Annotated in this window: 20 protein-coding genes; 4 read left to right on the top strand and 16 right to left on the bottom strand. The window is 34.2% G+C overall.

Annotated features, from left to right (window positions below; genetic code table 11):
• Positions 1–122: 122 nt before the first annotated feature.
• Positions 123–1,316, top strand: a complete 1,194-nt coding sequence (gene sucC, locus DMB71_RS08870) for an ADP-forming succinate--CoA ligase subunit beta (RefSeq protein WP_091131042.1) — start codon at positions 123–125, stop codon at positions 1,314–1,316.
• 366 nt (positions 1,317–1,682) lie between these two features.
• Here sucC and DMB71_RS08865 read toward each other — a convergent pair whose 3' ends face one another.
• From DMB71_RS08865 to DMB71_RS08850, 4 genes are all read right to left on the bottom strand, one after another.
• A complete protein-coding gene (locus DMB71_RS08865; RefSeq protein ID WP_111365385.1) occupies positions 1,683–2,150 on the bottom strand; it encodes a DUF1456 family protein in 468 nt (155 codons plus the stop codon).
• Positions 2,151–2,247: 97 nt separating this feature from the next.
• Entirely contained in the window at positions 2,248–3,282 is a 1,035-nt protein-coding gene (locus DMB71_RS08860; RefSeq protein ID WP_111365383.1) for an aminotransferase class I/II-fold pyridoxal phosphate-dependent enzyme, read from the bottom strand.
• A gap of 1 nt (position 3,283) precedes the next feature.
• On the bottom strand, positions 3,284–4,294 hold the full coding sequence (locus DMB71_RS08855) for a dipeptide epimerase (RefSeq protein ID WP_111365381.1): 1,011 nt from the start codon (positions 4,292–4,294) through the stop codon (positions 3,284–3,286).
• Positions 4,295–4,321: 27 nt separating this feature from the next.
• Positions 4,322–5,119, bottom strand: a complete 798-nt coding sequence (locus DMB71_RS08850; protein ID WP_111365379.1) for an alpha/beta hydrolase — start codon at positions 5,117–5,119, stop codon at positions 4,322–4,324.
• 57 nt (positions 5,120–5,176) lie between these two features.
• On the opposite strand from DMB71_RS08850, the gene DMB71_RS08845 reads away from it, so the two are divergent.
• Positions 5,177–5,578, top strand: a complete 402-nt coding sequence (locus tag DMB71_RS08845) for a TerB family tellurite resistance protein (protein WP_111365377.1) — start codon at positions 5,177–5,179, stop codon at positions 5,576–5,578.
• Here the strand turns inward: DMB71_RS08845 and uvrB are convergent.
• The 12 genes from uvrB to trmD all read right to left on the bottom strand — a co-directional run bounded on the left by uvrB (position 5,575) and on the right by trmD (position 19,018).
• Complete coding sequence (uvrB, locus tag DMB71_RS08840; RefSeq protein ID WP_111365375.1) at positions 5,575–7,566, bottom strand: excinuclease ABC subunit UvrB; 1,992 nt, start codon at positions 7,564–7,566, stop codon at positions 5,575–5,577. The two genes, DMB71_RS08845 and uvrB, sit on opposite strands and share 4 nt — an antisense overlap.
• Before the next feature lie 146 nt (positions 7,567–7,712).
• Positions 7,713–8,651, bottom strand: a complete 939-nt coding sequence (locus DMB71_RS08835) for an alpha/beta fold hydrolase (protein ID WP_111365481.1) — start codon at positions 8,649–8,651, stop codon at positions 7,713–7,715.
• An 85-nt stretch (positions 8,652–8,736) separates the two neighbouring features.
• Positions 8,737–8,973 carry a uroporphyrinogen decarboxylase gene (locus DMB71_RS08830; protein WP_111365373.1) on the bottom strand — a complete coding sequence of 79 codons (237 nt, stop codon included), beginning with the start codon at positions 8,971–8,973 and terminating at the stop codon, positions 8,737–8,739.
• A gap of 81 nt (positions 8,974–9,054) precedes the next feature.
• Positions 9,055–10,005, bottom strand: coding sequence for a 23S rRNA (adenine(1618)-N(6))-methyltransferase RlmF (gene rlmF, locus DMB71_RS08825; protein ID WP_204251776.1), 951 nt, complete (start codon positions 10,003–10,005; stop codon positions 9,055–9,057).
• Between the two features lie 147 nt (positions 10,006–10,152).
• Positions 10,153–10,812, bottom strand: coding sequence for a thiamine diphosphokinase (locus DMB71_RS08820; protein ID WP_111365369.1), 660 nt, complete (start codon positions 10,810–10,812; stop codon positions 10,153–10,155).
• A 123-nt stretch (positions 10,813–10,935) separates the two neighbouring features.
• Positions 10,936–11,382 carry a DinB family protein gene (locus DMB71_RS08815; RefSeq protein WP_111365368.1) on the bottom strand — a complete coding sequence of 149 codons (447 nt, stop codon included), beginning with the start codon at positions 11,380–11,382 and terminating at the stop codon, positions 10,936–10,938.
• 2 nt (positions 11,383–11,384) lie between these two features.
• Entirely contained in the window at positions 11,385–11,867 is a 483-nt protein-coding gene (locus DMB71_RS08810) for a GyrI-like domain-containing protein (protein ID WP_111365366.1), read from the bottom strand.
• A 2-nt stretch (positions 11,868–11,869) separates the two neighbouring features.
• Positions 11,870–12,691, bottom strand: coding sequence for a DUF4249 domain-containing protein (locus DMB71_RS08805; RefSeq protein ID WP_111365364.1), 822 nt, complete (start codon positions 12,689–12,691; stop codon positions 11,870–11,872).
• A 29-nt stretch (positions 12,692–12,720) separates the two neighbouring features.
• Positions 12,721–15,105 carry a TonB-dependent receptor gene (locus DMB71_RS08800; protein WP_111365362.1) on the bottom strand — a complete coding sequence of 795 codons (2,385 nt, stop codon included), beginning with the start codon at positions 15,103–15,105 and terminating at the stop codon, positions 12,721–12,723.
• 140 nt (positions 15,106–15,245) lie between these two features.
• A complete protein-coding gene (locus tag DMB71_RS08795; RefSeq protein WP_111365361.1) occupies positions 15,246–17,465 on the bottom strand; it encodes an NADP-dependent isocitrate dehydrogenase in 2,220 nt (739 codons plus the stop codon).
• 280 nt (positions 17,466–17,745) lie between these two features.
• Positions 17,746–18,096, bottom strand: a complete 351-nt coding sequence (gene rplS / locus DMB71_RS08790) for a 50S ribosomal protein L19 (protein ID WP_008462155.1) — start codon at positions 18,094–18,096, stop codon at positions 17,746–17,748.
• A gap of 241 nt (positions 18,097–18,337) precedes the next feature.
• A complete protein-coding gene (gene trmD / locus DMB71_RS08785) occupies positions 18,338–19,018 on the bottom strand; it encodes a tRNA (guanosine(37)-N1)-methyltransferase TrmD (protein ID WP_111365359.1) in 681 nt (226 codons plus the stop codon).
• Positions 19,019–19,200: 182 nt separating this feature from the next.
• Between trmD and DMB71_RS08780 the strand changes: the two genes are divergently transcribed.
• Entirely contained in the window at positions 19,201–19,560 is a 360-nt protein-coding gene (locus tag DMB71_RS08780) for a hypothetical protein (RefSeq protein ID WP_111365357.1), read from the top strand.
• Between the two features lie 68 nt (positions 19,561–19,628).
• Positions 19,629–20,165 (top strand): NADPH-dependent FMN reductase, encoded by a 537-nt coding sequence (locus DMB71_RS08775; protein ID WP_111365355.1) that lies wholly within the window; start codon positions 19,629–19,631, stop codon positions 20,163–20,165.
• The last annotated feature ends 10 nt before the right edge of the window (positions 20,166–20,175 follow it).

The raw sequence follows: 20,175 nt of genomic DNA, 5'->3' as shown, positions 1-20,175 counted from the left end.
ACGCCGAATACCTATATATAACATTTATTTAATTGAAAAAGATTTTACTATTAAGTTGTATTTTGTTACTTTTGTCGCACTTTTATTCTGAAATAAATTCAGAACCAGACAAATTCTATATTATGAACATACACGAATATCAAGGAAAAGAAATTTTAGCGAGTTACGGAGTACGCGTACAACGCGGAATTGTGGCTAACAATGCGGTTGAAGCTGTAGCTGCTGCAAAACAATTAACTGCCGAAACTGGTACAGGATGGCATGTAATAAAAGCACAAATTCACGCAGGTGGTCGTGGAAAAGGTGGTGGAGTTAAGCTGGCTAAAAACTTACAACAAGTTGAAGAGTTAGCAGAACAAATCATCGGAATGCAGTTGATTACACCTCAGACTCCGCCTGAAGGTAAAAAAGTAAATAAGGTATTAGTTGCAGAAGATGTTTACTATCCAGGTGAAAGCGAAACTTCTGAATTTTATGTTTCTGTTTTATTGAATAGAGGTACTGGACGCAACATGATTATGTATTCTACTGAAGGTGGAATGGATATCGAAGAAGTTGCCGAGCACACTCCACACTTAATCTTTACTGAAGAAATCGATCCTTCTGTAGGATTACAAGGTTTCCAAGCTAGAAGAATTGCTTTCAATTTAGGTCTTTCTGGAAATGCTTTCAAAGAAATGGTTAAATTCATCGACGCACTTTACAATGCTTACATTGGTTCTGATGCATCTATGTTCGAAATCAACCCAGTTCTTAAAACTTCTGATAACAAAATCTTAGCTGTTGACGCTAAAGTTAATATCGACGATAACGCTTTATACAGACAACCTAAATATGCTGAAATGAGAGATATCCGTGAGGAGAATCCAATCGAAGTTGAGGCTAAAGAAGTTGGTCTTAACTATGTTGACCTTGATGGTACTGTAGGATGTATGGTAAACGGAGCTGGTCTTGCAATGGCAACTATGGATTTAATTAAATACGCTGGTTTTGAGCCTGCTAACTTCCTTGACGTAGGAGGAACTGCTGATGCGAAACGTGTTGAAACAGCTTTCAGAATTATCTTGAAAGATCCAAACGTAAAAGCTATTTTGATTAACATCTTTGGAGGTATCGTTCGTTGTGACCGTGTTGCTCAAGGTGTTGTTGACGCTTACAAAAACATGGGTGACGCTATCAATGTGCCAATTATCGTTCGTTTGCAAGGAACAAATGCTGAAATTGCAAAAGAATTAATTGACAACTCTGGTATGCCAATCTTATCTGCAGTTCAATTCCAAGAAGCTGCTGACCAAGTTAAAGCTGCTCTTTCTTAATTAAAATAGGAAATCAATTTATATAGAAATCCATTCCGAAAGGAGTGGATTTTTTTTTGTGATTTAACAGCAAAGAACGCAAGCTTTTTTACGAGGATTGTGAATATAAACGCAAAGTTCGCTAAGCTTAAACAATAATTTTTTCGATTTTTATTTAAATATAGCCCGTGGTTTCAACCACGGGTACACAATGTATGTCACAATCCGCATATCAAATCTGAAAATTACTGAGCTTCCCCGTGGTTGAAACCACGGGCTATATTTGAAAATTATAATTGATTTTTTTTTAAACACAAAGCTCGCAAAGTTTTATTCATGAAACTTTGCGAGCTTTTAGATAATGTCTGCATTCTTTGCGGTAAATCTTTAAGACTTTTTCTTATTACCGTTTTTAAAAACCACTTTTTCTACAACAACCGGTTTTCCATTTCCTTTTGGGAATGATTTCTTTTTAGGCTTTCCGGTTGCTGAACCTGATTTTGACGGACTTTTATCACCTCTGTATTTTTCAGAATCTTTTGGAATGGCTTTAAATTCTGGTCTTTCCTTAGAAGTTTCTCTTTTAGGAATTTGAGCTTTATGTTTGGCTAAAACCTCGTTTGGGCTTTTAGGGTTTTCTTTGGTTCCTCTTAAATGAATCACCAATCCGTTTAAGAAGTTGCGTAAAACCTGATCGCCACATTCCATATAATTAGGATGATCTTCTGCTCTAAAAAAAGCGCCCAATTCTGATTTCGAAATTCTAAAATCTACTAAATCTAAAATTTCAACTATTTGGTCATCACGGAGCATCAGAGCTACGCGAAGTTTTTTAAGTATATCGTTATTTGTCATAATTTTTGTTTCATGTTTAAAGTTTCAAGTTTTTCAAATCTTTACGAGAACCTAAAACTCATTATTTACTTTTTGCAAAGGTAGTTTTTTAAAATGATTAAAAACGAGAATTAAAATCATTTAAAACGTTTACAAGTTTATCCAAATCTTCTTTAATATGATTTGCTGTAATGACTATGCGATTTAAAGGTTCTGCATCTTTTGTATACTTAAAACTCGCGATAATAATTTTTTCTTGTTTTAGTTTTTCAACTAATTCATTCGATAAAAGATAAATTAAAGGATAGTTTTTATCAAATAAGACATTGTTGTTTTTGATCAAAATCGGATCAATATAGCTTAAATTGTCTTTCAGTTTTTGATGCTGTATTTTATAAATTTCTTTAGCATCAGAAAGTGTCTGTACAAAAGCAGGGTTCATTCCTGCCGCGCTTGTAAAAGTTTCTAATTCTTTGATTTGATTTATAAATTCAGAATCTGAAGCAATTACGCCGCCAGTTAATCCAAAAGCTTTTCCTAGAGACGAAACCATGATTTTTCTTTTAATTGGAAATTCAATTGAAGCATAAATTCCAGAACCATTTTTGCCTGTAATTCCTAGCGAATGCGATTCGTCAACTACTAAAGTGATTTCTTTGCTTTTTGATATTTTTTCTAAAAATGATAAATCGGCTGGTTTTGTTTCAAAAGAAGGAACACCGTCAGTTAAAATCGTTATTTTTTCAGATTTTGAATCTAATAAACGGCCATTCAAATCTCCGTTTAAGAATATTGAGACACTATTTTCAGTTTGGATAGCATTATGCGTATCATTTAAATGAAAAAAGCAATCGGTTTGTTTTTTTATTAAATCAATGACCAATTTTCCAGCCAGCATTCCCGAAGAAACTGTTACAGCTTTTTCTGAGCCAATATGAGAGGCTAAAAAGCTTTCGCCTGCATCATAAGCCGTTAACTGAATATTGGCGGTTCTAGAGCTTCCGTATGTGGTTCCCCAATTCAAGATATTTTGAATTACTAATTCCTGAAATTTCGCATTAGTCGGAAGTCCCAAATACGCAGTTCCTCCAAAATACAAATACTGTTCTTGGTCAATTTCAATAACTCGATCTGGAAATTTTTTGATTTTCATTTTATAGCAATGTAACTCCAGTTCCGTTCAAATCAGAATAACTTACAACGCCGTCTTTTATAGTAACGCCTGTTGCAATATCTTCTGCTAAAAGAAGCGCGCCGTCCATATCTACATAATCCAATTGAGGAAGCAAATGCGCAATGGCAGAAATTCCAACAGTAGATTCTGTCATACAACCGACCATAGTTCTTAAACCTAGTTTTTTAGCTTCTTCTATCATGCGTTTTCCCGGAGTTAAACCTCCACATTTTACCAGTTTTACATTCACGCCGTGAAAATGATTGTGGCATTTTGCCACATCTTCTTCAATAATGCAACTTTCGTCTGCAATTACAGGAAGAACAGAATGTTTGAAAACTTCTCTATGTCCTTCCCAATTATCAGCTTTCATTGGCTGTTCTAAGAATTCTACACCCAATTTTTTTAATTCGACTGCATTGTTGATGGTTTCTTCAACCGTCCATCCGCAGTTGGCATCAATTCTAAAAACGGCATTAGTGTGTTTACGAAGCGCTTTTACAATTTCAATATCCTCTTTGGTTCCTAATTTAATTTTGTAAATAGGCCACGGAAGTTCTTGCATTTTAGCAACCATTTTGTCAATAGAAGCAATTCCGATAGTGTAATCCGTCATAGGATTTCTTTCGGTAGTGTAGTTCCATAATTCATAAAGTTTCTTGCCTTTTTTGCGAGCATACAAGTCGTTATAAGCCAAATCTAGCGCGCACAAAGCAAACATATCGTTTTTTAAATACGGATGAATTTTTGCCCAAAATACTTCTGGTGTTTCATTTTCAGTATTCTCAATAATGTTTCTGATTTTTTCCAAGTCCTGCATCATCATTGGCACAGTTGTGTTGTAATACGGATTTGAAGTGGCTTCTCCAAAACCAGAAAAACCATCACTTTGCAATTCTACAATTAGTGAAGGCTGAAAATCAATTGATTCTCTTGAAATAGTAAAAGTGTGTTTTAGCTTGAGATTGTATTCTCTTAAAATTAGTTTCATTGGTATGCGATGTTTTTATTTTTTCAATTAATAGCCCAGCCAAAGTATTGCTTCAGCGAAATGATCACGCCAAAGTTTTTCGTTGTGTTCTCCATTTTTTACAATTTTACTCTTGTCAAGATGAAGGCAATAACAACGTTTGGTATCTAATAAACGTTTCATTTTAGTCAAATCTTTTACCATATCGTCACTTTCTTTGTCGCCACAAAGAAAATAGATTTTAGTTTTGATTTTAGATTGTTTTTCTGTAAAAGAATGAATCTCAGGAGAAAACCAGAATGAAGGAGAAAAAACGCCTGCTTTTCCGAAAACTTCTGGATATTTTAAAGCGCCGTAATACGAAACCAATCCGCCAAGAGAACTTCCAAAAATAATGGTATTTTTAGCTTTTGTCTTGGTTCTGTAATTTTTATCGATATGTGGTTTTAATGTTTTTACGATAAATTCTAAATAATTATCTGCATTTCCGCCACCATATTTTTCATTTTTAAAAGGAGTCAGTTCATCAATACGCTTTTCATTTCCGTGTTCAATTCCCACAACGATTACTTGAGCTTTTAAGCTGTCAAGTTTTTCATCAACATTCCATTCGCCAGAATAAGAGGTTTTAGCATCGAAAAGATTTTGAGCGTCATGCATGTAAATAACGCTGTATTTCTTTTTAATGTTTTTAGAATAATCTTCTGGAAGATAAATCCAGATTTTTTTTGAAGTATTCAGTTGAGGTGCTTCAATCGTAAAGGTTGATACATTTTTTGAAGCAGTGCTTTGCGCCTTGCCGATAAGAGTAAATAGAAGTAAAACCAGCAAGAAAATCCTCTTCATTATCGGTATTTTGTATTTTTATTTTAAAGCAATATTTTAGCTAAAAATAAGAAATTGATGAATACAGAAGCAGAAAAAAGAAGTTTACTTTTAGAAATGATTACCCTCGCCACTGTAGACGGGTATTTGCATAAACGTGAGCTTGAATTTTTAAGGCTTGTAGCTTTGGAATTAAGTATTAGCGAAGAAGAATTTCAGGATTTATTTCATCAGGAAACAAAATCATTGCCAATACCATCTGAGATTCAGCGTATCAATCAGTTTTATAGATTGGCTTTGCTAATGCATTGCGATGGTGTTTTGCACGAAAGAGAATTCGAAACCATTCAGCAAATTGCTTTGCAAATGGGATTGAATCTTTCTGCGGTAAAACGCGTTTTAGAAATGATGAAAAAATCTCCGAATACAGTAGTTAATCCAATAGTTTTGTTAGAAATTTTTAAGGAACAGCATAATTAAGCTAGCTGTTCCTGTAGTTTTTTAATTTCGTCACGAAGTTTGGCAGCTTGCAAAAAGTCTAATTCTTTGGCTGCTTTTTCCATCGTTTTACGCTTTTCGCGAATCATTTTCTCCAATTCTGTTTTAGACAAATAAGCCGTTTCAGGCTCAGCCGCAACAGGAATCGGATGTCCTAATTCATATTCAACCAACGGATTTTTAGTAAACGCGCTTTCGATTTTTTTGTTTAATGCTTGAGGAACGATATTGTTTTCTACGTTGAAATTAATCTGTTTGGTTCTTCTATAATTGGTTTCGTCAATTGTTCGCTGCATACTTGCTGTAATTTTATCAGCATACATAATGGCTTTACCATTTAAGTTTCTCGCCGCGCGACCAATAGTCTGCGTCAAAGATCTGTGATTTCTCAAGAAACCTTCTTTATCTGCATCTAAAATGGCAACAAGCGAAACTTCTGGTAAATCTAAACCTTCACGAAGCAAGTTTACTCCAATTAAAACATCAAAAAGACCTTTTCGTAAATCTTGCATGATTTCGATACGTTCTAAAGTGTCCACTTCAGAATGAATATAACGGCATCTGATGCTTACTTTGGTTAAATATTTGGCCAATTCTTCGGCCATTCTTTTAGTTAAAGTGGTAACCAAAACTCTTTCATCCAATTCACATCGAACTTGAATTTCCTCAATCAAATCATCAATCTGATTTAAACTTGGACGAACTTCGATTTCAGGATCTAATAATCCGGTTGGGCGAATGATTTGTTCAACATAAATACCATCTGATTTTTGCAGTTCGTAATCAGCAGGAGTTGCTGAAACGTAAATTACCTGATTTTGCAAGGCTTCGAACTCTTCGAATTTCAACGGACGGTTGTCCATAGCAGCTGGCAAACGGAAACCATATTCCACAAGGTTTTCTTTTCGGCTTCGGTCGCCTCCATACATAGCATGAACTTGCGAAACGGTTACGTGACTTTCGTCGACAACCATTAAATAATCACTTGGAAAATAATCCAATAGACAGAAAGGTCTGGTTCCCGCTTCACGCCCGTCAAGGTAGCGTGAGTAATTTTCAATTCCAGAACAATAACCCAATTCGCGGATCATTTCTAAATCAAAATTGGTTCTTTCTTCCAGACGTTTGGCTTCGAGATGTTTTCCAATTTCTTTAAAATAATCAACCTGCTTTACCAAATCCTGCTGAATCTGCCAAATTGCGCCTTGTAAAACTTCTGGAGAAGTCACAAACATATTGGCTGGATAAATAGTTAATCGTTGAAATTTTTCTATGACATGAGAAGTTTTAGCATCAAATGATTCAATTTCTTCGATTTCATCTCCAAAAAAGTGAATTCTATACGCATCGTCTGCATAACTCGGATAGACTTCAACCGTGTCTCCTTTAATTCTAAAAGTTCCTGGGTTAAAATCGGCTTCTGTTCTGGCGTATAAACTTTGAACTAAACTATGCAATAATTTAGTTCTCGAAATAACTTGGTCTCTTTTAATTTCAATTACATTTTTCTGAAATTCGACAGGATTTCCAATACCATAAAGACAAGAAACTGATGCTACAACCAAAACGTCACGTCTTCCTGAAAGTAGAGAAGAAGTGGTGCTTAAACGCATTTTTTCTAGTTCTTCATTGATAGATAAATCTTTTTCGATGAAAACTCCAGTAACAGGCATAAAAGCCTCTGGCTGATAATAGTCGTAATACGAAACGAAATACTCAACCGCATTATTTGGAAAAAACTGTTTGAATTCTGAATACAATTGCGCAGCCAAAGTTTTATTGTGCGCCAGAACTAAAGTCGGCCTTTGCACTTCTTGAATTACATTGGCAACGGTAAAAGTTTTTCCCGAGCCTGTAACTCCCAATAAAGTTTGATATTTATCTCCGTCAACCACTCCCTGCGCCAATTTTTGTATGGCTTGAGGCTGATCTCCTTTTGGACTATATTCTGAGGAAACTTGAAATTTCATTTGCGTATACTGAAAATTTGGTTTTGTAAAGATACGAAGTTTGTATAAGTAAGTAGTTTAAAGTCTGTTCCGAATTGTACTAATTTGCACTATTTTGTTTATGGAACCAATGTAAATGCAAAGCGCATTTTTGTGAAAAAAAACTCTTAATCTAAAAAATCAATTACCGCATCATTTACAATTTTCGGCTGATCGATAGTTAGAAAATGCCCAGCATCTTGTATAACTTTGGTTTTACTGTTTTTTAGATGTTTTTGCGCCCGTTCTAGACTTTCTTCCGAATTAATGACGTCTTTATCACCAATTAAAACTAAAACAGGATTTTGAATCGATTCTAATTCTTTGTCTGAAAAGGGCATCATTTTAAGCATGCTGGAATTTGATTTTGCATATTTATTGGCCAAATAAAATTGTCTTTTGTAAATGCGGCTTATATTTTCTGGATGAGTTGAAAAAGTGTTTAAGGTTTTGCTGAATTTCTTTTCACTTGGAAAAAGTTTAAGCATTAATGCTGAAGTCGTTTTTCTGGGTTTATCCAGAAATTTGAAAGTTTGCGCGGGACTTAACAAAACAATTTTATCAATTGAATTTGGTTTTTGAGTAGCTAGTAAAGTTGTTATCCAACCGCCTCGTGAAGCGCCAATAATATCAAATTTCTTTAATTTATAGTAAGTGAAAACTTCATTGTAAAAAACAACAATATCATCTGATGAAAGCGATTTTGTAGTTAAGTTGGACTTGTTGGGTTCCATTATAAAATCGATGGCGTAAATACGATGATTTTTAGCGAAAGCTTGAATGTTAGGATACCACATAGTAGAACTGGCGTCCATTCCGTGAAGCAAAACCAGAGCTTTTCCATTTTTTGGTCCAGCCATTATAACGTGTGCTGTTCCGAAACTTGTTTTTACATCTTCTTCAGTATACGGAATATTCCAAAGTTTCAAAGCTTTGTCATAAGCGGTTTGATAATTTACTTCTTCGCTTTTGGTTTTAAAAACGTAATCTTCAAATTTTGTTTTTTTTGAAGCGCAACTTGTCACTAAAAAAAGTACAATGATTAATCGGGAATATAGTTTTAACATGGCAATAAAATTCAATTTTCAGCTTAAAGTTACGAGTAGAGTGGGCGAAAAGTGTATCAGAATTTTATTTTAAAATATCATAATTTTAAGATTTGTCGTTTTTGGAAGTCAGATAATAAATCTGAACAAATGCTAAAATAGCATTCGGAATAATTACTGGCCAAAGCCATTGATTGAAATCTCTGTAATCGTTTAAGAAGATGCCGTAAATGACAAAGCAGATACAGCCAAACATATTAATGAAACGGATTGCTCGAAGATTTTTCAGCAAAAATCCTCCAACAATAAATACAGATGCGAGATAACCAATGTATTCTGCCATGATTTTGATTTTAAATAGTTTACAATAAATGTAGCAAAAGTAAACTGTAAAATCAAGATTTTGGTATTGGAAATGAGAGTGTTAAAAGAAATGTTTCTGAGAATTTGTGTTTTCAAAAAAACTCCAAGCTACAATACGACTTGTTTTTTGCCCTTGCGACATTTCAATTGTTTTGACCGAAGCAACATTTACTTTCTTTAAAGTTTTATAAATCGAAGTAAGATTTTCTTTTTTAGAAACTAAAGTTGTAAACCATAAAACTTGAGAAGGATATTTAGCACTTTCGTAAATCATTTGTGTGATGAATCCGATTTCGCCGCCGTTGCACCATAATTCTGCATTTTGCCCGCCAAAGTTTAGAATTGGATTTGTGCTTGTTTTTTCTTTCGGATTAAGATTAGAAACTTTTCTAGAAGTGCTTTTATTTGCTTCTTCGGCAGATGCATGAAATGGCGGATTACACATCGTGAATGTAAAACGATCTTCAGGTGTGATAATATTTTTAAAAATAAATCGAGGTTCTGTCTGCTGTTGCAAACTGATTGAATCAATTAATTCTGGATTGGCTTCAATAATTTTCGCACAATTTTTAATTGATTTTTTGTCAATATCTGTTCCCACGAAACTCCAATTATAAATCGAATTCCCTAATATTGGATAGATTAAATTTGAGCCTGTTCCGATATCTAATCCTAAAACATAAGAAGTGTTGGGAATTTGATTATTGTTGCTTTCTGCCAATAAATCGGCTATGTAATGAATGTAATCGGCACGCCCCGGAATTGGCGGACAAAGATAATTTTTAGGAATATCCCAGTTTTGAATATCGTAATAGGTTTGAAGTAAAGCCTTGTTTAAAGTTTTTACAGCAAGTGGATTACTAAAATCAATAGTTTCGATTCCGTGTTTATTGATGGAAACAAAAGCTTTTAATTCTGGACAATTTGAAATCAGTTTTTCGAAATCATATCGGTTTCTATGAAGATTTCTTGGGTGTAAATTGTCTTTTTGTGAATTGTTTTCTGCTTTCATTTTCATTGATTTCGATTGGCAAAGATAGGTATTCCTTTTTTGAGGAAAGACTTGTTTTGAAAATGGGTACCCTAGCCCTGATGGAAGTGACATCCTTTTGTGGTGGGGTTCACCACAAAAGATATAGCGGACAGCAGGAAATTGCTTCTAATCAAAACACTCCATTAATAGTAAATCGCCATTACTATGCGTTATGGTTACAATTCCATCTTTTTCGACAGAATTGCTGCTTCCGGTTCTGTAACCCATTGTGAGCGTATCGTTGTTTAATTCGTACTTTAAATTGGCTGAAGAAATTCCGTTTACAACACCAATCGGAATTAGTGAAATTGGTGTTTTGGCGGTATACCATTTTTCGAATTTTGTAGGCAGCAGGAATATTTTAGAATGATCATCAAGAATTACAATTTTTAGTAAATCTCGGTAACGAACAATTTGTGTAAGGTTTGTTATTGTATGATCGGCACGTTTTCCGGTTGCCCAAACGACATTTACAGCAGGAATTTTTCTTTCGATAAGATAATCAAAAGCTTTTTCCAAATCGGTTTTGTCTTGATCAGGTGTATGAACAATTTCTATAGGGAATTGTGATTTGTAAATTTCTGGATCGAAACCACGGTCAAAATCACCCAGTAAAACGTCAACTTTTATGCCTAGTTCAATCACTCTTTCAATAGCTGAATCCAAAACGATAACTAACGGAGACCATTCTAACAATTGTCCTAATAATTCTGGATCGCAAGCAGCACCATTTGCAATTATTAAAGCGGGTTCCTGATCGTCGCGGACTATATGATGTGATGACATGTGCGTTTTTTTGAATGTGGTGTAAAAGTACAGCTTAGAATTTTAGATTTCTGGTTTTTTGCCACAGATTTCACAGATTAATGGGATTAATCATTTTAATTCTTTTAATCTGTGGCAAAAAAACTAAAAATCTAGCAGTCTTCTGTGATAATTGATTTGCCCTAAATGGTAAGCCAAATGCGTTGAAAGATGGATTAAGAAAAATCCAGTTGTCATTTCTTTTTCGAAAACAATCTGCGGGTAAATCGCTTCTAAATCATCTTCCTTTAAACTGTCTAGTGCGTTATTTACAACTGAAATTGTGTCTTCAATTTTCTGAATTAATTCTGATTTAGGAATATCTTTTAAAGAAAATTCTAAAGGGCGATTTCGCACATATCCCGTTTTTCCAATTTCAGCGCCAATAAAGGCATTTATATTTCCAATCAAATGAAGGCAGAGATTTCCAGCAGAATTGGAAATATTTTTATCAATCGCCCAAATTGAATTTTCATTTTGATAGGATTCGATTTCGCTTTTTAGTTTGTTTAAATCTCGATTGAAAAGTGTTTTTAAAGTTTCTAGTATCATAATTAATTTCTATTTTTTATCGGAATCCAGATTTCTTCTTCAGAGCTTGGATCATCTTTTTTGTATTTTTCATTCATTACAGCAAAATGTGGTCTGTTGTCTACTGTATATTCAGAATTGGGAAGCCAGTCTGCAAAAATATAATGATAGGTTTTATGTCCTTCTGAAGCAGGGCCTAAATGAAGAAAAACAGCATAAAGACCATCAGGAACAATTAAAGTTTTCATCCCTTCTGGAATAGTTGAATAATCTGAGACTTCTACAGCAGCCCATTTTTGGAAACTGTCATTAGGATCGAAATTGTCAAAATGATTTTCTTTGTAAACTTCTAGAGAATATAAATTGGCATTAATTGTATTTCTAATTTCTTTTCGATTTGGCATAAAACCATTCCATAATTGAAAAGTTTTATTCTCGATAAAAGACATTTCTAAAAACTGCCCAATGAGTTTTTTTTCGTTTAAGGTTCTGATTATCGGTTTCATGATTATTCGATTTTGTACTTTTTTGTACTGGTTTCGCTTAAAGAAAAGTAGCCAAGAGGATAATTATCTTTATTAGTTACATTAACAATATTTCCTTTTACGGTTGCTGGAGGAGACTGAAATGGTCCCCCTACATTTGTTCCCGCAATGCTGACTAGAATATTCATGTAATTGTAGTATTGTTTAGAAATTCCGTAATGTGTTACTAGAATTTCGTCTCCAGCTTTCAAATCTTCATCGTCGGTTACGCTATAAATTTCATTTCCTTGGTAAAATTTATCTTCAGAAACATAATAATTGGAAGTCACTTTACTAGAATAAACATACTTAAACAAGTAATAATTTTCTTCGTCGCCTGGATCTGTAAAATAACTTTTTATTTCAATGTCTTTTCCTGTAAAACCGCCGTCGTTTTTTTGCTCAATTCTTGTAATAGGCGCTACCGATTTTAAAGTTTCATTTGCAATGTACCTGCTTCCTCTGCTAATGACTGTTAGTGTATATTGTTCGCCTATAACAGGCTTGAAATTAATGCATGAGTATTGTCCAGTTTTTTTGATTTCTATAAAATTAAACTGTTCGTTATGACTGTTTTTTATATAAACAATTGCGCCAGAAACGACTGGAATTACATTTTCAAAGTAGCCAGTTGTTGTTGTCAGCTTTATGATTTGCTCATTTCCCGTTGCCCCTTTTTCCCAGTTTATTGATGCTTCAATAACCAGTTTTGGAGGAGCGGTGTCTAAATTAACATCGACTACGTCTTCGCAGCTTGTAAAGAAAAGCGATGTAAAAAATACGATAAAAAAAACTAATTTTCTCATAAATATATCGTTAGTTTTTGAAAGATTTTTTAGAATTTGAAATTATAACTTACTGCTGGCACAATTCCAAAAATGGATAATTGCACCGCTTCATTTACGCCTGTATCAACATTTTGCCTAAAGTTGATTGATGCCGCATTCATTCGATTATAAAGATTATAGATGCTGAAAACCCATTCGCCTTTCCAGTTTTTGTCTTTGTTTTTTCTTGGCGTTAAAGTTGCAGAAATATCCAAATGATTGTAAGATGGAAGACGGTTTTCATTTCGTAAACCATAATTCGGAACTACAATTCCTAAATATTCATATTGCCCATTCGGATATGTTACAGGCTGTCCCGACTGCAATATAAAGTTAGCGCCAAATGACCACTTTTCGTTTAAATTATAAGCAGATGTAATTGCTAGATTGTGTGTTTTATCGTAGGCCGATGCGTACCATTTACCATTGTTGATTCCGGTTTCTTCCTGCGTTCTTCCGGGAGTCTGCTGCTCAGATCTTGATAATGTGTACGAAATCCAGCCATTAAATCGGCCTTTATTTTTCTTTACCATAAGTTCTAAACCATACGAGCGCATATGGCCGTTTAAAATGACCTGTTCGATGGCATTATTGGCAATTAAATCGGCTCCATCTATATAATCTAATCTATTTTGTAATTTTTTATAATACGTTTCTACTTCTAAGGAATAGGCATCATTTGAAAAATTTCTAAAATAGCCCAGAGCTACCTGATCTGCAAGTTGAGGTTTTATATAATTGTCGCTCGGCATCCAGACATCAAGCGGAGTAGGAGAAGAGGTGTTAGAAATTAATTGAAGATACTGTGCCATTCTGTTGTAACTCGCTTTTATAGATTGATCCTCATTTAATTGATAAGAAAGAGAAAAACGAGGTTCAAAATTATCATAACTCTGAATGACTTTGTTTTTGCTGAAATACTGCGTTGAGGTTGGTGTGCCTTTTTCGTAAATCTGCATATCAGTATTAAAAGTTACGGCTTGATTATTTTCGTAATAATTAATAGTCGAAGCGCCTAATCTGTAAAATAAGCTATAACGCAATCCGTAGGCAATCGTAATTTTTTTAGAAAGCTGACTTTCTGCATCCAAGTAAACAGAAGGTTCAAAAGCATATTTTTTATCCAATTGATCAGGATTTATGCCTGAATCTTCGCCAGTGGGTTTTATAGTTCCAGGATTAAAATCATAGTAAATTCCGTTTACGCCATAATTCAGTTTCAGTTTATCTGAAAGATAATGTTTGAAATCGTATTTTATGTTGTAATTTTTGATTCCAGAATCCCAATTGAATCCCGCAAAATCAAGATCTAATCCGTAATAATAATCGCTGTAGATTAAAGAAAGGTTGGAGAATAATTTATTAGAATACAAATGATTCCATCTCAGGTTCAAAGTCGAATTTCCGTAAGTATTGGTAAAACTTTTGTTTAGTCTGAAAACGTCTCTTCCAAAATATCCAGATAAATATAAACTGTTGTTATCGTTGAGTTTATAGCTTAATTTGGTATTTAAATCGTAGAAATAGGCAGCATTATCTTTATCATCTTCAGAGAACTTTAGAAAAAGATGTGCATAAGAAGCTCGTCCGCCAATCAGAAAAGAACCTTTGTCTTTTACAATCGGACCTTCAGCCAATAAACGGCTTGAAATTAATCCAATACCGCCATTCATATGAAAATCTTTACTGCTTCCGTCTTTCTGGTAAATTTCTAAAACCGAAGAAGCCCTTCCTCCGTAACGTGCTGGAATTCCGCCTTTATATAGTTTTAAATCTTTAATAGCGTCAGGATTAAAAACAGAAAAGAATCCGAAAACATGAGAAGAATTAAAAATCGTTGCTTCGTCTAAAAGAATCAAGTTTTGATCTGCACCGCCTCCGCGAACATTAAATCCTGAAGCACCTTCGCCGGCATTGGTAACACCTGGAAGCAATAAAATAGATTTCAAAACATCAACTTCTCCTAAAACAACCGGCATTTTTTTTATGGTCGAAATGGAGAGTTTATTTACGCTCATTTCTGGTGATTTGACATTTATTTTGCCTTTGTTTTCTGTAATGACAACTTCTTGAAGTTCTTCGCCATTTCCTTCGCTGATAGAGAAATTGGTTTTTGTATTCTGATTTAAGGAAATGTGTTTTTGAATGGTTTGATAACCAATATAACTAATTTCAATTTCATATTCTCCTTTTGGTGCAGAAAGTGAATAAAAGCCGTATTCATTTGTAGTAGTTCCTATTTTTAAGGAAGGAATAAAGATATTTACTCCAATTAAAGTTTCGTTGTTTTTGCTATCGCTGATAGTTCCGCTTAGAGTGAATTTTTCCTGCGCAAATGAGGTGAAAATCGTTAAAATAAAAAGAAAAAATGTGCAGGTATTTTTTGTAATCATTATATTGATTTTGATTTACATAGTTAACAATTCTTACTAAATAATCTCGCGGAACTTTTGTTAAACATAAGTTAAGATAAAAAAAGGACAACCTTTCGAGTTGTCCTTTTATTTATTTACAAATACAGATGTATTCTGAATTATTTGATTTTAGCAACAATAGCGTTGAAAGTTTCGCTAGGACGCATTGCTTTGCTTACCAATTCTGGAGTTGGCTGGTAGTAACCTCCAATGTTTTGAGGTTTACCTTGTGCACCGATTAATTCAGCATCGATTTTAGCTTCGTTAGCTTCAAATTCAGCAGCAATTGGAGTAAAAATGGCTTTCAATTCAGCATCTTTAGTTTGAGTAGCCAAAGCCTGAGCCCAGTAGAATGCTAAATAGAAGTGAGAACCTCTATTGTCAATCTGACCTACTTTACGAGCTGGAGATTTATCGTTTGCTAAGAATTTATCATTAGCTTGGTCTAAAGTCTCAGATAAAACAATTGCTTTAGAATTGTCTAAAGTTTGCCCTAAATGCTCTAATGAAGCACCAAGAGCTAAGAACTCTCCTAGAGAATCCCAACGTAGGTATCCTTCTTCTGTAAATTGCTCAACGTGTTTAGGAGCAGAACCTCCAGCACCAGTTTCGAACAATCCACCACCGTTCATTAACGGAACGATAGAAAGCATTTTTGCAGAAGTTCCTAATTCTAAGATTGGAAATAAATCTGTTAAATAGTCACGTAATACGTTTCCAGTTACAGAAATTGTATCTAAACCTTTGATGATTCTATCTAAAGTAAATTCAGTAGCAGCAACTGGGTTTAAAATACGGATATCTAAGTTTGTAGTATCGTAGTCTTTAAGGTATTTTTGAACTTTTACGATCAATTCTCTATCGTGCGCTCTGTTTTCGTCTAACCAGAAAACAGCAGGAGTACTAGATAAACGAGCTCTGTTTACAGCCAATTTAACCCAGTCTTGGATAGGCGCATCTTTTGCCTGACACATTCTGAAAATATCATTTGTTTCAACGTTTTGTTCCATTAAAACATTTCCGTTTTGGTCAACTACACGCACAACACCATCACCTTTAATTTGGAAAGTTTTGTCGTGAGAACCATATTCTTCAGCTTTTTGAGCCATTAATCCAACGTTAGGAACACTTCCCATAGTTTTTGGATCAAAAGCACCATGTTTTTTACAGAAATCGATAGTTGCAGTATAAACACCAGCATAAGATCTGTCTGGAATAACTGCAAATGTATCTTGCTGTTTTCCTTCTTTGTTCCACATTTGTCCAGAAGTACGGATCATTGCTGGCATAGAAGCATCAACGATTACATCTGAAGGAACGTGTAAGTTTGTAATTCCTTTTTCAGAATTAACCATTGCCAAAGCTGGCCCGTTTGCGATTGCTTGATCGATAGCGGCTTCAACTTCTGCTTGTTCTGGTCTTCCAGCAATTTTAGCGTAGATATCACCTAAACCATTTCTAGTGTCAATGTTTAATTCAGCGAATAAAGAAGCGTATTTTTTGAAAACATCTGCAAAATATACTTCAACGATAGCGCCAAAGATGATTGGATCAGAAACTTTCATCATGGTAGCTTTTAAGTGAACAGAAAGTAATACTCCTGCAGCTTTAGCTTCAGCAATTACGTCAGCAGCAAAAGCTTTTAATTTGTTTACACTTAAAACAGAGCTGTCAATGATTTCTCCAGATTTTAATGGAGTACTTGCTTTAAGAACAGTTGTGGTTCCGTCTTTAGCAACAAATTCGATTTTTACATCATTAGCTTCGTTTACAGTCAATGATTTTTCACTTCCGTAGAAGTCACCGCCTGACATAGAAGCCACCTTAGTTTTTGAGTCAGCAGACCAAGCACCCATTGAGTGTGGATTTGCTTTTGCAAAGTTTTTAACTGCTCTTGGAGCTCTACGGTCAGAGTTTCCTTCACGTAAAACTGGGTTTACAGCAGAGCCTAATACTTTTGCATATTTTGCTTTAATTTCCTTTTCAGCATCGTTTTGCGGATCTTCTGGGAAATTTGGTACATTGTATCCGTGTGATTGTAATTCAGCAATTGCCGCTTTTAATTGCGGTACAGATGCTGAGATATTTGGTAATTTAATAATGTTAGCTTCTGGCTGAGTTGCTAATTGGCCAAGTTCTGCCAATGCATCTCCAGTTTTTTGAGCATCTGTCAAAGAATCTGGGAAGTTTGATAAAATTCTTCCTGCCAGCGAAATATCTCTGGTTTCGATTTCAATTCCAGCTGTTGCTGTAAAAGCTTGAACAATTGGTAAAAGAGAGTAAGTTGCCAATAAAGGCGCCTCATCAGTTAAGGTGTAAAAAATTTTTGATTTTGTCATTTTCTTTTTTTTTTATAATCGTATCGTCAGGAGTTAACGATGTAAAAGATATATTCGGCTCAAAATGAGCGGAGCAAATATAATAAAATCACAACGAAAACGGTTGAGTTTTCCCGAGAAAAGACGAAATTAACAGATTGTTATTTCGAGCTCGTTAAATTGCTAAATCGATGATTTTGGTATTAAAAAATTACGGTTTTGTTAGTGTTGAAAATGGAACATAAAAAAAACTCGTTTCAAAGAGTATGAAACGAGTTTTTTATAACATTTTGATAAATGATTATCTTCTTTTGTCTTTAATCTTAGCTTTTTTACCAGTAAGTTGTCTGAAGTAGAAAATTCTAGCTCTACGTACAGCACCTTTCTTGTTAACTTCGATTTTTTGTAAAGCTGGTAAGTTTACTGGGAAGATACGCTCAACACCAACAGAGCCAGACATTTTACGGATAGTAAAAGTTTCTGTAACACCAGAACCTCTTCTTTGAATCACAACTCCTTTAAAGAACTGAGTTCTTGTTTTTTCACCCTCTTTAATTTCGTAGAAAACAGTGATTGTGTCTCCAGCTCCGAAATCTGGGAAATCTTTTTTAGCAACGAATTCGTCTTGAACGAATTTTAATAAATCTGCCATGATAATTTAAATTATGGTTTTATATTAGAGCAACATTCACGGATCTCGCCAGAGGTTGGTCAAATTCGGGTGCAAATGTAAAAAATAATTATAAATTATGAATTATAAATTGTAAATTATTTTAACTGTCTGATAAAATGTGTTTTACAATGACGATTTTATTTTTGTTTGCTACTTAATTATAATTTTAAATTGAGAAATTAACTCTTTATTTTATAAGGTGTAAAATCTTACATTTGTATTAATGTCCTTCCAATAAATCTGGACGCCTGTTTTTGGTATGTTCATAAGCCATATCTTCTCGCCACTTGTCGATTTTGGCAGCATGTCCGCTGGTTAAAACTTCTGGAACCTTCCATCCTTTATAATCTGCAGGTCTTGTATAGATTGGTCCTGAAAGTAAATTGTCCTGAAAACTATCTGTCAATGCCGAAGTTTCATCACTTAAAACTCCTGGAATTAATCGGATTAAAGCATCAGATAAAACAATAGCGCCCAATTCTCCTCCAGATAAAACGTAATCGCCAATTGAGATTTCTTTTGTGATAAAATGATCTCTAACTCTTTGGTCTACACCTTTATAATGTCCGCATAAAATGATGATGTTTTCATACATCGACATTTTATTGGCCATTTTCTGGTTTAAAGTTTCGCCGTCGGGAGACATGTAAATTACTTCGTCATATTCGCGCTGGCTTTTCAAATGTGTAATGCAGTCATCTATCGGCTGAATTGTCATTACCATTCCGGCACCTCCGCCAAAAGGATAATCGTCTACACTTTTCTGTCTGTTGGTGCTATAATCACGAAGATTGTGAAAATGCACTTCGACCAAACCTTTATCAATGGCGCGTTTCATAATTGAGGCCTCAAACGGACTTCTTAATAATTCAGGTAAAAGAGTAATAATGTCAATTCGCATCTTTAATTCGATAATTTTCTTGCTAGCAAAGATACAAATAATGCCATTGAGTCTTTTGGTAATAATTATATAACATACTTATTAAATTATGTAAGATTGAATGTTTTAATTTTAGGTATTATTACGGTTCTGATTATCAGTACTCACACAACCAAATCCAAACATAAATTCAAACATTTATTATGAAGAAAACAATATTGCTACCAGCTGTACTTGCGCTCTTTTTTTCCTGTGCAAGCACTAATTCTGCTACAGTAGCTGTAGGAGAATCCAAATCGAAAGTGCTTAAAACCTTAGGAAACCCAGTAAGGACTTTAGATAATAATCAAAATGGAGAAATCCTTGTTTATGCCGATCAGGTTTTTGACAAAGACAATTCAGAAGGATCTCAGATCGCAGGATCGCATTACTGGCGTTACAATTATGTATATGTAAATAAAGAAGGTAAAGTTACATCAACACGACAAGAGAAACAGAATTATCCACCTCAAGCAATTGATTCTGTAAAAATGGAAGGATTGAATCTATTGACATCTAAATAAATTTATCCGAAATATTTTTAAACAATTCGTATTTTTAGATTTATTTAGAAATACGAATTGTTTATTTAATGACTTCACCAAAAATAAAAATCCTTGCTATATCTGGAAGTACAAGAAATAACTCCAGTAACTTCAAAATTCTAAAATACATTTCAAATTACTTAAAGCCTGAATTTGAAGTAGAGTTTTTTGAAGATTTAGAGCGCCTTCCTCATTTTAATCCAGATTTAGATACTGATAATCCTTCAAAAGAAATTATTGCATTTAGAAATAAAATTACAAACGCCGATGGTATTATCATTTGCACTCCCGAATATGTTTTCAGTCTTCCTGGAAGTTTAAAAAATGCTTTAGAGTGGTGTGTTTCAACTACTATTTTTTCAAACAAAAAAACAGGTCTTATCACAGCTTCGGCTTCAGGTGAAATGGGACACGAACAGCTTTTATTGGTAATGAAAACACTCGAAGCTAAATTTGATAATGGAACCCAGCTTTTGATTCAAGGAGTACGCGGAAAAGTAAATGCTGAAGGAGAAATAGTTTCGGAACAAACTGCAAATGCACTTCAAAACTTTGCAAAAAACTTTAAGAATCAATTTTTATAATATATTTACT

The sequence above is a fragment of the Flavobacterium tistrianum genome, from assembly GCF_003254545.1.
Taxonomy (GTDB): domain Bacteria; phylum Bacteroidota; class Bacteroidia; order Flavobacteriales; family Flavobacteriaceae; genus Flavobacterium; species Flavobacterium tistrianum.
This window is presented reverse-complemented; position numbering and strand designations above follow the sequence as displayed.

Bases quoted from the DNA above. Each gene is read 5' to 3' on its own strand.
- DMB71_RS08850 (WP_111365379.1), bottom strand. From the start codon at position 5,119: ATGAAGAGGATTTTCTTGCTGGTTTTACTTCTATTTACTCTTATCGGC.
- DMB71_RS08855 (WP_111365381.1), bottom strand. From the start codon at position 4,294: ATGAAACTAATTTTAAGAGAATACAATCTCAAGCTAAAACACACTTTT.
- rlmF (WP_204251776.1), bottom strand. From the start codon at position 10,005: ATGAAAGCAGAAAACAATTCACAAAAAGACAATTTACACCCAAGAAAT.
- DMB71_RS08775 (WP_111365355.1), top strand. From the start codon at position 19,629: ATGACTTCACCAAAAATAAAAATCCTTGCTATATCTGGAAGTACAAGA.
- DMB71_RS08835 (WP_111365481.1), bottom strand. From the start codon at position 8,651: ATGTTAAAACTATATTCCCGATTAATCATTGTACTTTTTTTAGTGACA.
- sucC (WP_091131042.1), top strand. From the start codon at position 123: ATGAACATACACGAATATCAAGGAAAAGAAATTTTAGCGAGTTACGGA.
- DMB71_RS08865 (WP_111365385.1), bottom strand. From the start codon at position 2,150: ATGACAAATAACGATATACTTAAAAAACTTCGCGTAGCTCTGATGCTC.
- DMB71_RS08800 (WP_111365362.1), bottom strand. From the start codon at position 15,105: ATGATTACAAAAAATACCTGCACATTTTTTCTTTTTATTTTAACGATT.
- DMB71_RS08810 (WP_111365366.1), bottom strand. From the start codon at position 11,867: ATGAAACCGATAATCAGAACCTTAAACGAAAAAAAACTCATTGGGCAG.
- DMB71_RS08820 (WP_111365369.1), bottom strand. From the start codon at position 10,812: ATGTCATCACATCATATAGTCCGCGACGATCAGGAACCCGCTTTAATA.
- DMB71_RS08845 (WP_111365377.1), top strand. From the start codon at position 5,177: ATGAATACAGAAGCAGAAAAAAGAAGTTTACTTTTAGAAATGATTACC.
- uvrB (WP_111365375.1), bottom strand. From the start codon at position 7,566: ATGAAATTTCAAGTTTCCTCAGAATATAGTCCAAAAGGAGATCAGCCT.
- rplS (WP_008462155.1), bottom strand. From the start codon at position 18,096: ATGGCAGATTTATTAAAATTCGTTCAAGACGAATTCGTTGCTAAAAAA.
- DMB71_RS08795 (WP_111365361.1), bottom strand. From the start codon at position 17,465: ATGACAAAATCAAAAATTTTTTACACCTTAACTGATGAGGCGCCTTTA.
- DMB71_RS08860 (WP_111365383.1), bottom strand. From the start codon at position 3,282: ATGAAAATCAAAAAATTTCCAGATCGAGTTATTGAAATTGACCAAGAA.
- trmD (WP_111365359.1), bottom strand. From the start codon at position 19,018: ATGCGAATTGACATTATTACTCTTTTACCTGAATTATTAAGAAGTCCG.
- DMB71_RS08780 (WP_111365357.1), top strand. From the start codon at position 19,201: ATGAAGAAAACAATATTGCTACCAGCTGTACTTGCGCTCTTTTTTTCC.
- DMB71_RS08805 (WP_111365364.1), bottom strand. From the start codon at position 12,691: ATGAGAAAATTAGTTTTTTTTATCGTATTTTTTACATCGCTTTTCTTT.
- DMB71_RS08815 (WP_111365368.1), bottom strand. From the start codon at position 11,382: ATGATACTAGAAACTTTAAAAACACTTTTCAATCGAGATTTAAACAAA.
- DMB71_RS08830 (WP_111365373.1), bottom strand. From the start codon at position 8,973: ATGGCAGAATACATTGGTTATCTCGCATCTGTATTTATTGTTGGAGGA.